Source organism: Acinetobacter sp. ANC_7513, from assembly GCF_056779915.1.
Map to the genome: position 1 here is coordinate 90,632 of NZ_JBWYIW010000003.1, position 13,681 is coordinate 104,312.

At 38.1% G+C, this 13,681-nt stretch carries 12 protein-coding genes and 1 other RNA gene; 5 read left to right on the forward strand and 8 right to left on the reverse strand.

The window, feature by feature from the left end:
• Nucleotides 1–69: 69 nt before the first annotated feature.
• The 3 genes from rnpB to coaD all read right to left on the reverse strand — a co-directional run bounded on the left by rnpB (nt 70) and on the right by coaD (nt 1,236).
• An RNA gene (gene rnpB, locus AC1M9B_RS05575) (RNase P RNA component class A) lies at nt 70–451 on the reverse strand.
• Between the two features lie 28 nt (nt 452–479).
• On the reverse strand, nt 480–743 hold the full coding sequence (locus AC1M9B_RS05580; protein ID WP_481593080.1) for a YfhL family 4Fe-4S dicluster ferredoxin: 264 nt from the start codon (nt 741–743) through the stop codon (nt 480–482).
• A 1-nt stretch (nt 744) separates the two neighbouring features.
• Nucleotides 745–1,236 (reverse strand): pantetheine-phosphate adenylyltransferase, encoded by a 492-nt coding sequence (gene coaD / locus AC1M9B_RS05585; RefSeq protein ID WP_035269911.1) that lies wholly within the window; start codon nt 1,234–1,236, stop codon nt 745–747.
• Between the two features lie 139 nt (nt 1,237–1,375).
• Here coaD and smpB point away from each other — a divergent pair, with 139 nt between their 5' ends.
• Nucleotides 1,376–1,852 carry an SsrA-binding protein SmpB gene (gene smpB / locus AC1M9B_RS05590; protein ID WP_035269908.1) on the forward strand — a complete coding sequence of 159 codons (477 nt, stop codon included), beginning with the start codon at nt 1,376–1,378 and terminating at the stop codon, nt 1,850–1,852.
• A 29-nt stretch (nt 1,853–1,881) separates the two neighbouring features.
• Here the strand turns inward: smpB and AC1M9B_RS05595 are convergent, their stop codons facing one another.
• The 4 genes from AC1M9B_RS05595 to rluD all read right to left on the reverse strand — a co-directional run bounded on the left by AC1M9B_RS05595 (nt 1,882) and on the right by rluD (nt 6,877).
• Nucleotides 1,882–3,201 carry a hypothetical protein gene (locus tag AC1M9B_RS05595; protein ID WP_481608732.1) on the reverse strand — a complete coding sequence of 440 codons (1,320 nt, stop codon included), beginning with the start codon at nt 3,199–3,201 and terminating at the stop codon, nt 1,882–1,884.
• 236 nt (nt 3,202–3,437) lie between these two features.
• Nucleotides 3,438–4,733, reverse strand: coding sequence for a hypothetical protein (locus AC1M9B_RS05600; RefSeq protein ID WP_481608733.1), 1,296 nt, complete (start codon nt 4,731–4,733; stop codon nt 3,438–3,440).
• Nucleotides 4,734–5,066: 333 nt separating this feature from the next.
• The gene (pgeF, locus tag AC1M9B_RS05605; RefSeq protein WP_481597260.1) at nt 5,067–5,807 is read right to left on the reverse strand and encodes a peptidoglycan editing factor PgeF; all 741 of its coding nucleotides are present in this window, start codon (nt 5,805–5,807) and stop codon (nt 5,067–5,069) included.
• 17 nt (nt 5,808–5,824) lie between these two features.
• Nucleotides 5,825–6,877: a 23S rRNA pseudouridine(1911/1915/1917) synthase RluD gene (gene rluD / locus AC1M9B_RS05610; protein WP_035269298.1), complete on the reverse strand. Its 1,053-nt coding sequence runs from the start codon at nt 6,875–6,877 to the stop codon at nt 5,825–5,827.
• Between the two features lie 71 nt (nt 6,878–6,948).
• On the opposite strand from rluD, the gene AC1M9B_RS05615 reads away from it, so the two are divergent.
• Nucleotides 6,949–7,965, forward strand: coding sequence for an outer membrane protein assembly factor BamD (locus AC1M9B_RS05615; RefSeq protein ID WP_180027950.1), 1,017 nt, complete (start codon nt 6,949–6,951; stop codon nt 7,963–7,965).
• 129 nt (nt 7,966–8,094) lie between these two features.
• Nucleotides 8,095–9,990 (forward strand): DNA primase, encoded by a 1,896-nt coding sequence (locus tag AC1M9B_RS05620; protein WP_481608734.1) that lies wholly within the window; start codon nt 8,095–8,097, stop codon nt 9,988–9,990.
• A 23-nt stretch (nt 9,991–10,013) separates the two neighbouring features.
• On the opposite strand, the gene hemA is transcribed toward AC1M9B_RS05620, so the two are convergent.
• A complete protein-coding gene (gene hemA, locus AC1M9B_RS05625; RefSeq protein WP_481597262.1) occupies nt 10,014–11,297 on the reverse strand; it encodes a glutamyl-tRNA reductase in 1,284 nt (427 codons plus the stop codon).
• A gap of 76 nt (nt 11,298–11,373) precedes the next feature.
• Here hemA and AC1M9B_RS05630 point away from each other — a divergent pair, with 76 nt between their 5' ends.
• Nucleotides 11,374–13,086, forward strand: coding sequence for a tetratricopeptide repeat protein (locus tag AC1M9B_RS05630; protein WP_481595844.1), 1,713 nt, complete (start codon nt 11,374–11,376; stop codon nt 13,084–13,086).
• A 6-nt stretch (nt 13,087–13,092) separates the two neighbouring features.
• Nucleotides 13,093–13,677 (forward strand): lipoprotein insertase outer membrane protein LolB, encoded by a 585-nt coding sequence (lolB, locus tag AC1M9B_RS05635; RefSeq protein WP_092766842.1) that lies wholly within the window; start codon nt 13,093–13,095, stop codon nt 13,675–13,677.
• The last annotated feature ends 4 nt before the right edge of the window (nt 13,678–13,681 follow it).

Consider the following 13,681-nt stretch of genomic DNA (forward strand, 5'->3'; position numbering starts at 1 on the left):
AACTGTGGGCGCATTATCTACTTGATTGATGTATCCGTCAAGTAATATCGGCACTGTTTGATCAAAATTTGTTGAAGTGAGCCGATAAGCCGGGTTCTGTCTAGAACGATCATTCCTCTAGGCATACAATCACTCATATGCTCAAGCGACCTACCCGAATCCAGTATGGGCCATACCTTAAGGATTCCTATTTGGTCTTGCTTCAAGTGGGGTTTACCATGCCATGAACTGTTACCAGTCATGCGGTGCGCTCTTACCGCACCCTTTCACCCTTACCATTCTCTAGGCTAAACCGAAGTTCAGTTGCAAAATGGCGGTCTACTCTCTGCTGCACTTTCCGTAGGCTTACGCCTCCCAGGCGTTACCTGGCACCTTGCCCGATGAAGCCCGGACTTTCCTCCCCTGCTTTAGTCACGAAGACCTCCACAGCAGCGATCGTCTGGCTCACTTCAAGTGGCGCATCTTAACAAACTTTGAGATCAATTGCTCGTGCTTTTTTGAGCAATTAGTTTTTTATACTTTTCCAGCAATTCATCCTCAGATTCCACATGATTAGAATCTTTAGGAATACAGTCTACTGGGCAGAATAATGAACACTGGGGTTGGTCATGATGACCAACACATTCAGTACATAGGTTTGGATCAATTTCATAGATCAGTTCACCCATATAAATCGCTTCATTTGGACATACAGGCTCACAAACGTCACAATTGATGCACTCATCCGTAATAATTAAAGACACTCTACCAACCTTGCTGATGCTTACGTTCAAATGCCTCAACAACTGCTTTTGGCACAAATTTCGTCACATCACCTTTCAAACGTGCAATTTCACGAACTAACGTGGATGAAATAAACGAGTATTGCTCTGACGGCGTTAAAAATACAGCTTCAAAATTTGAATCTAATTGACGATTCATATTTGCAAGTTGAAACTCATATTCAAAGTCAGATACTGCTCTTAAACCTCTGAGTACAGCTGTTGCCTTTTGCTCTTGAAAAAAATTCACCAACAAACCATCAAAACCAACAAATTCTACGTTATCTAAATGGCTTAATGATGATTTTGCAAGCGCAACTCGCTCATCTAAACTAAACACTGGATTTTTGTGATGACCAATTGCAATCGCAACTACAACTTCATCAAACATTTTTGCAGCACGAGAGACAAGATCAATATGACCATTGGTAATAGGATCGAATGTTCCCGGATAGATGACACGAGTTTTAGACATCCATTTATACTCTAAGATTATTATGTAGGCGCATAGTTTAACAAAAACTCAATTCACACGCACACTTGTTGACAGTGAAATGACTTCACCTCAAGCCAAGTTTGAGGCAAAATAGGCCTAATCTTGGAATATTTGTATTATGTCGAAATCGATTGTAGTAAAAAAAAATAATAGTGGCACTATTGCGCTCAACAAACGTGCACGTCACGATTATTTTATTGAGGAAAAATTTGAAGCTGGTTTAGCGTTACAAGGTTGGGAAGTAAAATCTCTTCGCGCTGGACGCATGAGTATCACGGAAAGCTATATTATTTTCAAAAATAATGAAGCTTATTTATTTGGTGCTCAAATTCAACCTCTTCTTTCTGCTTCAACTCATATCGTTCCCGAAGCAACACGTACTCGTAAGCTACTTCTTTCACGTCGTGAACTCGAGAAACTCCAAGGGGCGATCAATCAAAAAGGTTACACATGTGTACCTTTGGCGTGCTATTGGAAAGGTCGTTTAGTCAAACTCGAAATTGCGCTTGTTAAAGGTAAACAGTTACACGACAAACGTGCCACTGAAAAAGACCGCGATTGGCAGCGTGATAAAGCAAGAATTTTTCATAAATAAAAAAAACGCTCATATGAGCGGTTTTTTTATTAACAGAACCTTAAACTTCCATAACAGTTTGGAGCAAAGGTTTGATTTTTAAGTTGTAGATCTTTTAATGGAAAATTTACATTGGTATTCGGCAAATGAACATTTCCAACACCAAGTTTGTCACCAAACAGACAATCAAGTGCATTACAAGATGGAGGATTTCGACTGATATAATCACTGATTGGTCCAACCACTTGTTTTAACACATCATTTGTAATATCAATACGCTTCTCAGGTGTAACATCTCCAATATTGATCGAATCATTAAATGCCATCCACCAACCTTGCTGTGCAGCAACATCAGCATTTGGCCACCAGATCTCACTATTTTGAACAGAGAGTGAGAATGGATTGTTTATAGGGATTTTATGAATTAAACCTAGATTTTGATCTACCGTAATGTTGGCTTTTAAGCCCGTAATGTTACCACTGACCTCTTTTTGCAAATTCAGTAATCCTACCCCTAGCACTTGGATATTAGCCGTGAGATTACCACCAAAATTCAATTGATTAATATTGGCAACACCTGTCAATTGTGCAGAACTCATTCGAGTACCAGAGACCGTAGTTCCATTAATCTGAATTGGTGCCGTCGTTTCTTGTAATGCTAAATTGTAATTATTCGATTTAAAATCGAGTGTCAAAGTAGGTGCGATAATACAAATTAAACAAATTCTTGCATTCACTTTTCCATCGATAGTTTGACCAGTATCAGCATAAGTCATACTTCGAGCATTAGTATAGCCCATACCCTGAGTGGGATTAATTTTTAAATAACCACTGAGTGAGTTAATACCATTCGGTTTGTCAGAGTTTTCATCACCAAGCGTCAGTAAACCTAATACTTTTTCAGCACTGAGACGCAAACCCACAACTTCTCGAGTTGATGCAGATGTTGGATTTTTTACCGCGAACTCTAAAAATGGATTGGTTAGCTTGGCTGAAGAACCAGCACGACCTTCTCTAGTGTCTGACATACCACTCAAACTCAGATTTTCGATATCAATGTCACATCCACCTGCTCCATTAATACCACCACAGCCAAGTTGTAAATGCTTAATATTTGCATTGAGTTCTATATCTGCTTCCATTCCAAGCTTATAAAAGCCAACACCTTTACCTCGCATATTGTTTGCCCCATCATTGGGATCAATATAACTCATACTTAACAAAGCTTGGCCATTTGTCGCTGATAACTCTTCATCACTCATCATTTTTAAATCATTATGAATGTTATTAGCCGTTGCATACAAAGGAATCAACACTAAGCATGATGTTGAGAAAATCAATTTGATAGAACCAAGTAAACTCTTCAACATTAGAGTCTCCATATTATTTTTATTCAGGCTTAATCCATAAGCAACATCATTACTATCTATAAATTAATGAAAAAAATAAAGAGGCTTAAAACTTGCTAAATGAATTAAAATATAGAAATTAAAATAAAATTTAATATTTTCTAGAGACTTACATCACATTATTGATTTTTAAAATGTGATGTATATTCCAATTTATCCGATGAAATGCAAACTTAAAACTCAAGTATATCTATTATTTAGCAGAATTTTAAACTTCCATAACAGTTTGGGGCAAAGGATTGATTTTTTAACTGTAAGTTTACCAAATCCATATTCACTCTTGAATTTGTTAATGGAACCTCACCTAATCTAAAATTACCTGCTAAACAACTTGTTGCTAAAAAACCACATTCGATTGGATTAGCCTGTAAATAATTACTAATTAGCGGTACAACTTGTTTAATCACTGCATCTGTCACAACCACTTTTTGACTCGGAGTAACATTACCTATATCAATTGGGTCCTCGATTGAAAGCCACCAACCTGTCTGAGCAGCAACACTCGCTCCAGTCCAATGTATATCTTGTTTTTGCACCGATAGAGAAAATGGATTACTCAAAGGTAAGCGGTGAATATATCCAAGGTTCTCTGAAACTTTAACATCTACATTTAGGTTTGAAACATTACCCGTAATGTCACCAGATAGTGGTATAGGCACAAGCCCCCAGAGTTTAGCATTTGCAGAAATTTTACCTGACAATGCAATGTTATCTATTCGAGCAACACCTGTTAAATAGACATTTGACATTCTGTTACCACTAATAGTTTGGCCATTAATTTTTAAAGAGCCGCTTCCCTTAGCTAAATTTAAAGCATAATCATTAGACGTAAAGTCTGCACTTACGAAACCTGTTGTACTCTTTGCTTTTCCGTAAACTAATTCTCCAAGATTGTTAAAATTTACACCAGAACGAGCTGCTGTTGTCGCAGTTCCAACAGCGTCCCTAATCTTCAGATAGCCACTTAAACTATTGATACCATTTGGTTTTTCAGAGTTCTCACTACCAAGCGTTAATAATCCTAGTACTTTTTCTGCACTTAAACGAACACCAACCATTTCACGTGTGGAAGCTGAATCTGGGTTTTTTATAGCAAACTCTAAAAATGGATTGGTTAGTTGGGCACTTGATTGGACTCGTCCTTCACGAGTTTCTGCAACCCCTGACAAACTTAAGTTATCGATATCAATATCACAACCGTTTGCACCATTTACTCCACCGCATCCAAGTTGCAATCTTTTGATGTTAGCATTTAAATCTAATTGGGCTTCCATTCCCATTTTATAAAATCCAATATTTTGACCAGAATTCTTATTGACGGAATCTGCAGGTGAAATATAGCTTAAGCTCATGAGTGCTTTACCTTCAACATGTGAAAGTTCAGCGTCAGTCAGTTCTTGCATTGGAGCAGCATACGCTAATGTTATTGAAGTCAATCCATAGATGACAGGAATACAAAAATTTCTTGATTTCGCGAATCCTATTAAGATCATCATTGTCTCCACAATTTTTTATTTTTATGTCTTGTCTAACAAAAAGACAATGTAATATTCACTATTATATAAATTTTTACTATCAAATTGTGATTGATCTAACATTTTTTGTATTTAAATAATTCATATTTCAAAAAAAATGGTCTAGTAATGAATCACTTATATCAACTTAGCAACTTGTAAATTAATGTATTTTTATTTAAATCTTTCATTTAAATATACAACAGATCGAAGTGATTAAATAAAATCTCAAACATAAGTAAAGATGATGAGCTTTAAGAAAGTCATCATTTAAATACCCAAACGATCTGATTGAAACTAAATAAATTCTTTTCACTCCATGAAGACAAATGTCGCCATGCGGCCGGTTTTTGAATTACGGCGATGAGAATAATATGTTTGATCCTCCGTGTAGCTACATCGCTCACCTCCAAGAACCTGTTCCACCCCTAAACTTTTCAATATATGGCGAGCAATCGCATAGAGATCTCCGTAATACTTACCCTCTAGATCTCCCTTTTGAAATGCTGAACTTAATTCTGGAATCCTATCGCAGAATGTGTGCATTACTTCTTCACCCACTTCAAAGCATGGCTGACTAATTGCCGCACCTAACCACGCCCAAGAGGGTTGAGTGCTCATGGCATTGACTGTATTTTCAATAATGCCATTTGCCAATCCTCGCCAACCTGCATGCAAATTAGCGACTTCAGTACCATCTTTGTTACCGAGAACCACCGGTAAACAATCTGCCGTCATCATCATTAATGCATGTTGTTTTTGCTGTGTCACTAAACCATCGCCATTTAGGGCGTGTAAGCTCATGTCATCATTTACAACGTGACAGATTGTACTGTGCGTTTGGTTCATCCAAGTTAATCGATTCACCCCATAGACTGAAAAGTCATTTAACAAGCTCATTCTATGCCGATGAACACGTTCTGGTTGATCATTTACATGCAACGCCAAGTTAAAACCTTCTAAATCAGTCTGTGGTGTTTTCAGTGCGTGAGGGTGACTCAATTCTGTTTGTCCTACCACGACACCTTTGGGCAAACCTTGCACAATTTGCATGTAAACTTTCCTTTAATTTAGTAAGCCTTATTTTCCGTACGAAGAGTCTCAAGTAATGCTGTGAAATCTTCAGGCCATGGTGCTTCAAACATCATTTCTTCACCTGTCCGTGGATGTACTAACCCCAATTTTGATGCATGAAGTGCTTGACGTCTAAACTCTCGTAAATGAGTAGCAAGTTTTTCCGAAGCACCTGCAGGTACTTTGACACGACTGACATAAACTGGATCACCGACCAAAGGGAAACCAATATAAGTGAAATGCACACGAATCTGATGAGTACGTCCAGTTTCTAATTGTGCTTGAACACGTGTGAAATTTTGGAATCTTTCTTTCACATTATAGTGAGTCACGGCATCACGACCACCTGGTAAGATCGCCATTTTTACACGATCTACAGGATGACGTTTAATCGGCTCATCAATTTTACCGCCTGCAATAATATTGCCATAACAAATTAAATCATAAATTCGATAAACTGATTTTTTCGCTAACTGTTTACTTAAGGAAAATTGAGCTTCTAAATTTTTAGCTACAACCAAGAGACCACTAGTATCTTTATCGATACGGTGTACTAGACCAGCTCGAGATAATTCTGCTGATTTAGGAAAATGATATAAAAGTGCATTAACCAAAGTACCATTCGGGTTTCCTGCGCCAGGATGTACAACCATCCCCACTGGCTTGTTAATGACTAAGATGTCATCATCTTCATAAATAATATCTAAAGGGATATTTTCAGGTTGACTGGTGACTTGGGCTTCAAGCTCTACATCAAGCGTGAGTAGCTCATTCCCTTCACTTTTATATTTTGGTTTCACAACTTGACCATTTACCAACAAATGACCATCCTTCAACCATTGTTTCAATTTTTCACGCGAAAATTCGTTCCAAGCGAGTGCTGCAACTTGATCTATTCGCTGACCAAGAGAACTCTCATCCACTTGAAATTGCAACGATAAACGTGTTGCAGTTGGGGCTGAAGTATGGTTATCTGCATCCTCAGAATCTTCAAGTAAATTGATGTCGATTTCTGGGAAATTAGAATTAGAAGTTTGTGCTGAAGTCATTTGCTCATTCGGACAAAAGTGGTTTAATAGTGCAATTGTAGCCTATTGCCCGTATAAACAGAGGAATTTTTATGTCGCTACCACGTTATAAAGTTACAATGCTTGCTTTATCGCTAGGCTTAGCAGCAACATTTGTGGGCTGTAGCAGTAATCCCAAGAAGGATGTTGTGGATACTGGACCTAAATCAACCGAACAATCTTATTTCGATAAAGCACAAAAAGCATTAGATCGTGGTCAATATAGCGATGCAGCACAATCATTAGAAGCAATTGAAACTTATTACCCTACAGGTCAATATACTCAACAAGCTCAACTCGATCTTTTATATGCTCGTTTTCAACAAAAAGACTATGAAGCTGTTATTGCTCTAGCAGACCGTTTTATTCGGTTAAACCCTCAACATCCTAATGTTGATTATGCTTACTATGTTCGTGGTGTGGCGAATATGGAGCAAAACTATGATGGTCTCATCCGCTACACATCACTCCAACAGGCTCATCGTGATGTCAGCTATTTGAAAGTTGCATATCAAAATTTTGTTGATTTCATTCGTCGTTTCCCAAGTAGTCAGTATGCTGTAGATGCTGCTCAGCGCATGAAGTTTATTGGTCAAGAACTTGCTGAAAGTGAAATGAATGCGGCTCGCTTTAACTTAAAGCGTAAAGCTTGGCTTGCAGCAGTTGAGCGTGGACAATGGGTTGTGGAACATTTCCCTCAAACACCTCAAGTACCAGAAGCGCTTGCAACGATTGCTTACGGATACGATAAACTCGGTGACAAGGCAACATCTCAACAATACGTTGAAGTGCTAAAGCTAAACTACCCTCATCTTGTGAAGTCTAATGGTGAGGTCGATTTACGCGCAGCACGTAAAGATGGAAGTTGGTTAAATCGTGCAACCTTAGGTATTTTAGGTCGTGAAGCACGCAGTCAAACAACAGCAGAAGTATCAGCAGAGCAATCTGACAACACCAATACACAACCCAGTTTATTGAATCGCTTAAGCTTTGGCTTGCTTGGTAATAAAGATCACAATGTGGAAAGTGCGCCAGCAAATGAAAGTATGTACGACCCACAGCGTCAATAATCCATTCTTATGAATCAAAAAAGGTGGGATTACCCACCTTTTTTATTGCATGGCTTTATTTATCGTCTTAAGTGTTTAGGATAGACTTAATTCAATCACTTTATTCCTCATTCTTTTGGCTTTTTAATTATGGCAATTCCACAACATACGATTGATCAAATTTTAGATCGAACTGACATCGTCGATCTTATTGGCCAACGTGTGAAATTAAAAAAGTCAGGTCGTACCTATTCAGGCTGTTGTCCTTTTCATCAAGAGAAAACACCTTCTTTTCACGTCTACCGTGATAAGCAATATTTCCACTGTTTCGGTTGCCAAGCCAATGGAAATGCAATTCGCTTTATGATGGATATTGATAATCGCAATTTCATCGAGGTGATTAAAGACCTGGCAAGCCAAACCGGTATCGAATTACCTAAAGACAATCAAGACAATAAAAAACTCTCATACAAGAGAGAACCTATTAAACCTTACCAAGAAAAGCAACCGCAGGCACCCATTGAAGCAGATGCAGCAGAAATCATTTCTCCGCCTACTTCAGCTTTTGATGTAGATCCTTTTGAAGCATTTCAAAACTATGAATTCGATGAGTATCAATTTAATACAGATAACTTGAATTCAGTTGAGGTCGCACCTGAAGGTAATTTATACGATCTTCTTGAAAATGTTGCTTTATTTTATGAAAAACAACTTCCAAATAGCCAAATTGCGCAACAGTATTTTCAGCGACGCGGACTAAGTGATACCACGATTAAGTATTGGCGATTAGGTTATGCCCCAGAAGATTGGCAACATCTTGAAAAAGCATTTCCGCAAGATATTGAAGGATTAAAACTACTCGGTTTGATCAGAACCAGTGATTCTGGTCGTGATTTTGATCTACTACGAGAACGTGTCATTTTTCCTATACGTGATGCAAAAGGTCGCGTTGTCGGATTTGGTGGACGAGCATTGAATGACGAGATCAAACCCAAATACATCAACTCTCCAGACTCTGAAGTTTTCCATAAAAACCAACTACTCTATGGCTTATATGAAGGTCGTAAGCTCAAAGCCAATCATTGGTTAATGGTTGAAGGTTACATGGATGTCATCGCATTACAGCAAGCTGGCATTCCTGGCGCAGTTGCCACCTTGGGGACGGCGAGCAATGCTGATCACTTGAATCTATTATTTAAACAAAACAATCAGTTAACTATTGCTTTTGATGGTGATTCGGCTGGTCAAAAAGCTGCTCGACGCACTTTAGAAATTGCACTTCCCCTCTTAAATGATGGTCGTGAACTGAAATTTTTTATTCTACCTGCGGAGCATGATCCTGACTCATTAGTTCGTAAGGACGGTGTTGAAACTTTCAATCGACTTTGGCAACAATCACCACTCTTATCAGAGTTTGCTTTTTCACTTCTCAGTCAACAATATCAAATCAATACACCTGAAGGTAAAAGTCAGGTCATGGCTGAGCTAAATCAACTCACCAATCTGATGCCTAAGCAAGGTTCGTATCGCTATTTGATTCGTCAATATTTCAAAGAAAAATTAGGATTCAATAAAAAGTGGCAGCCTCAAGTGAGTCTTGACGCTTCATTATCATTTAATATTCGCACACGAGATGAAGATTTCGCAGTGGCAATGTTAATGTACCATCCTTTTCTTTATATTCATTTTGAAGTATTACGCGCAGTGATTCCTGAAGATGAATTGCTTGCAAAAGTATTAAAAATTTTTAATGTCATTTTTGATGATCTGCCAGATGACCAAGAGTTGGCGAGTTATTATATTTTGGGTGCATGTAGCCCATTTCATCATGAACTCTCTGAGATTTTAAAACGTACTAATATTCAAACACTCACTGAAGCCCCTGAAATGGCTGATAAACTTGCCTCAGAATACTCACTTTCACTCCAAGAAAAATATCTGAGAATCAAATTTAAAGCAGCAAAATCATTAAATGAGTCTAAAAACTTAAGACAACAACTGAATGAGCTAACCAAAAAAATTGGACTACGCTTACTACATGAATAAATAAAAGCGGTCAGTGACCGCTTTTATTTTTTTAGTTTTCGCTGAGCACTAAAAATATCTTCTAAATGTTCTTTAATCGTTTCATAGACATCAGGATTTTCATCTTTAGCGACTTCTCTGAGTAAGATGGATGTAGGATGTAATAGCTTTTGCGTCAAACGATGCGCCATTTCCTGCATGACAATGGCTGCATCATCGCCAGAGGCTAAACGATCTAATGCATGCTCTAATTCAAATGCTTTAACTTTATCTCCATGAGCACGATACTCACTAATTGTCGCTCCAGCTTGTGAAACTTTCTGCTGAGTCACCAATTGTGTTGCTAGTTGATTGACCATCACTTCAGCTTCAACAGCGGCTTGGCGTCGCTGCGCTAAGTTTTCATCAATAACACCTTGAAGATCGTCCACCCCATAAAGGTAAACACCATCCAAACTTTCAGCCTTAGATTCAATATCGCGAGGAACAGCCAAATCCACCATCAACATTTGACGGTAACGACGTTTTTTTAGTGCTGACTTAACATCTTGATAGGAAATGACCTGATGTAAACTTCCTGTACAACTTGAAATCACATCAGCGCGATGTAAATTTTGAGCTAAATCAACAAAAGGAATAATTTCTACCGCAACACGATGTGATATTTCTTGCGCTAAAAGTTCCGCCCGTTCCTGACCACGGTTACAAATTAAAATTTTAGCAACGCCCATTTCAGCTAAGTGCTTTGCAACCAAGCTATTCATTTCACCTGCTGCAACCACCATAACGGTTAATTGTTCAGGCTTACTAAAAACTTGTAGTGCTAACTGTGCTACCGCATACCCCATGGATACAGCATGACTACCGACCGCTGTTTCTGAACGCACTTTCTTAGCAGCATAAAATGCATATTCAAAAATACGATTTAAATTTTGTGAAACAACTTCAGACTCTTTTGCTAAATTAAGTGCAGACTTCACTTGCCCCATAATCTGAGGCTCTCCAAGCATGAGTGAATCTAATCCTGATGCAACACGCATCAAATGTGTCACAGCATCTGTATTTTCATAACGGTAAATATGATTTTGTAATTGTTTTACATCAATGCCATTTTTTTGAGCGAGCCAATCTAATACCATCTCCGCATTATCAGCGATGGCGTAGACTTCAGTACGATTACAGGTTGACACCACAACCATATCGTTCAGCTGGTCATGGTGACTTTGTTCAGCCAACAATAGTTTTAACTTTTCAGGGTTAAAAGCAACTTGCTCTCGTAATTCAACTGAGGCTGTTTGATGGTTGACACCCAATGCAAAGAAAGACATATCAGATCATCAATTGGCTAAATTTATGCTATTGTGCAATAACGGTGTCATAAAAAGCAGTACTTGGATAAAAAAATTGCGTCAAACAATGAGCCGCACAACCGGCATGACAATTCGACAGTATTCTACCACACTCTTGTTAGTGAGTAGCATGACTTACAGTGCTCATATTAGAGCATCTGGAGAATTTTACCATGCCAATTTAAATCATAAAGTTTTACAACAGGCTATGGTTGCAGAATTTGCTTTAGCTGCACATGACACACCGACTGCTTTACACAACTATACCGTACTTGCAATCCAAACCAGTTCAACAGCTTTAAAACAACGTGCACTTAACGTCGCACTCGAACAAAACGACTTACAAGCCGCTTTAGATATTGCAACCCATTGGGTCGTGCAAGAACCCAAAGATGTACCTGCAAAATTCTATCTTGCGCATATCGCATTAAAGTCACACGAATATGAACTTGCTGCTGATGTGCTCGATGATATTTTAAATTTAGATCCTGAATCAGATTTAGAACAAATTCTTGAAGGAATTTCTCCGGAATCCCCTGAGGATCGAGCATATTTATTAAACACTTTGCGTAATAGTAAAACGCGTAACAATCCTTCAATTCTCGTTTTGATTGCGAGTTTACAAGCACAAAATAATGAAATCGAAAATGCCTTAATTACTTTAAATAAAGCATTAAAAAAACGCCCCAAATCAACAGGGTTTATCTTACTGAAAGCAAACTTACTCATGGCTTTAGGCGACGAAGAAGAGACGCTAAAATGGTTTGAAAAAAGTGCTCGTAAAAATCGTAATAATTTAGAGCTCAGTCTGGCTGAAATCCGCTACTTAATTAAACTGAATAAAAATGAACAGGCGTTAAGCAAATTAAAACGCATCATAAAAAAATGGCCTGATTCGGAAGAAGCTCTTTTTATCGCTGGTCTAACATCAATTGATCTCAAAGAATATGAGCTTGCTGAACAGTATTTGGTCGAACTACGTGCATCTGGACAGTATCAAAATGATGCTTATTTTTATTTGGCATTAAATGCTGAACGAAAACAACATTTTGAAACAGCTAAAGCTTATTATCGACTTGTAGATGGTAATTTATATATGGTTTCTAGACGAAATCTAATTTCAATCTATGACAAACAAAATCGCTTAAGTGATGCGCTGCGCTTTCTGACTCAGGAACGGGTGAATTACCCCCAACATGCGAGTTTCTTATATCAAGCACAAGCTGAAATACTCAAAAAAATGGGCAATAACAAAGCTGCCTTGGGCTTACTCAAAGAAGCGGCTAAAAATTTAACTGATGACCCTGAAATTTTATATTCTCAAGTCTTATTACTTGATCCATTTACGGATCGCGATCAATTAGATGAATTGCTTAAAAAATTACTCACGATCGAACCCAATAGTCCAACATATCTGAATGCGTATGCATATACTCTGGCGTTGCAAAATCGTCGTTTAGATGAGGCGAGACAATATGCCGAACAAGCTTTAGACAATGCCCCAGAACAAGCATCTATCTTAGATACCTTAGGCTATATCTGCTTTCTTCAAAACGATTTTGACACTTCCACCCGTGTACTTGCGAAAGCATATCAACTCAGCCAAAGTCCAAATATCGGCATTCGATATGCTAAATCGCTTTATATGCTGGGTTCACTGGAAGAATTTAGCCAAGTGTTACATCAACTCCATAAAAATCATCCAAATCATCCTCAATTGGATCAACTCGATAGTTTATTGTTGCCACAAAATATCAAAAAGAGTTAATACTGTATGATCTTAAATTTAAAATCATTATTGCTGATTGCCACAAGTAGTGCGCTTCTTGGGTTAACTGGCTGTCAAGCAATTCAAACTCAACCATCACCGCCAACAACGCAAAACCTTGAACAATCAAATCAATTTAATCTTCAGGGTAAAATTGGCGTCAAGACCCCCAAGCAATCAGGCAGTGCTTTTTTTACTTGGCAACAGCAAGATGAACAGTTTGATATCGAGTTAAGCGGAATTCTTGGAGTCGGTAAAACTCAAATCTCAGGTCAACCTGGTCAAGTGACACTGAACAGTGCCAAAACTGGTGAAATTACAGCCAACTCACCTGAAGAGTTATTGTTTCGTGCAACAGGTTGGGAAGCACCAATTACTTATTTAGTCGATTGGGTACAAGCTAAGCAAGCGACTGAAGAAGCTGAAATTCAAAAAGACGAATCGATGCGAATCAGTGAAATTAAAGAACAAGGTTGGCATATTCAATTATCTTACAACGGTCAATCTACACAACCAAACCGTTTGATTTTAAAGCAACAACTTGAAGATGGAACTGAAAATCGTATTACAATGGTAATTCAAAATCGTTAAGTTT

Bases quoted from the DNA above. Each gene is read 5' to 3' on its own strand.
- rluD (WP_035269298.1), bottom strand. From the start codon at position 6,877: ATGACTTCAGCACAAACTTCTAATTCTAATTTCCCAGAAATCGACATC.
- AC1M9B_RS05620 (WP_481608734.1), top strand. From the start codon at position 8,095: ATGGCAATTCCACAACATACGATTGATCAAATTTTAGATCGAACTGAC.
- AC1M9B_RS05595 (WP_481608732.1), bottom strand. From the start codon at position 3,201: ATGTTGAAGAGTTTACTTGGTTCTATCAAATTGATTTTCTCAACATCA.
- AC1M9B_RS05615 (WP_180027950.1), top strand. From the start codon at position 6,949: ATGTCGCTACCACGTTATAAAGTTACAATGCTTGCTTTATCGCTAGGC.
- pgeF (WP_481597260.1), bottom strand. From the start codon at position 5,807: ATGCAAATTGTGCAAGGTTTGCCCAAAGGTGTCGTGGTAGGACAAACA.
- coaD (WP_035269911.1), bottom strand. From the start codon at position 1,236: ATGTCTAAAACTCGTGTCATCTATCCGGGAACATTCGATCCTATTACC.
- hemA (WP_481597262.1), bottom strand. From the start codon at position 11,297: ATGTCTTTCTTTGCATTGGGTGTCAACCATCAAACAGCCTCAGTTGAA.
- lolB (WP_092766842.1), top strand. From the start codon at position 13,093: ATGATCTTAAATTTAAAATCATTATTGCTGATTGCCACAAGTAGTGCG.
- AC1M9B_RS05600 (WP_481608733.1), bottom strand. From the start codon at position 4,733: ATGATCTTAATAGGATTCGCGAAATCAAGAAATTTTTGTATTCCTGTC.
- smpB (WP_035269908.1), top strand. From the start codon at position 1,376: ATGTCGAAATCGATTGTAGTAAAAAAAAATAATAGTGGCACTATTGCG.